Source organism: Thermus sp. FJN-A (assembly GCF_054655095.1).
Genome location: NZ_BAAHSC010000062.1, coordinates 1 through 238 on the forward strand (window position 1 = coordinate 1; position 238 = coordinate 238).

General features: G+C 72.3%; 1 pseudogene. It reads right to left on the reverse strand.

From position 1 onward, the window contains the following. A pseudogene (locus ACYQ0J_RS00335) lies at positions 1-238 on the reverse strand (hypothetical protein); the annotation flags it as partial.

The window sequence follows — 238 nt, forward strand, 5'->3', positions numbered from 1 at the left end:
CGTTCCCCCTCGCACACCCGGCCCGAGGCGTTGTAGAGCCTCATCTCCCGCTCGTCCTCCCGCCGGGGGTCGGGGGAGAAGCTCACCATCCACCAGGCGCACACCGGGTTCTCCGCCCGCCCCTCCGCCCGAAACCAGGCCACCTGTCCCCCCTCTACCCGGCCCTCCCCCATGGCCTCAACCACCACCCGCTCCCCCTCCTCCAGGAGCAGGCCCCAATCCCCCTCGGAAGGAAGCC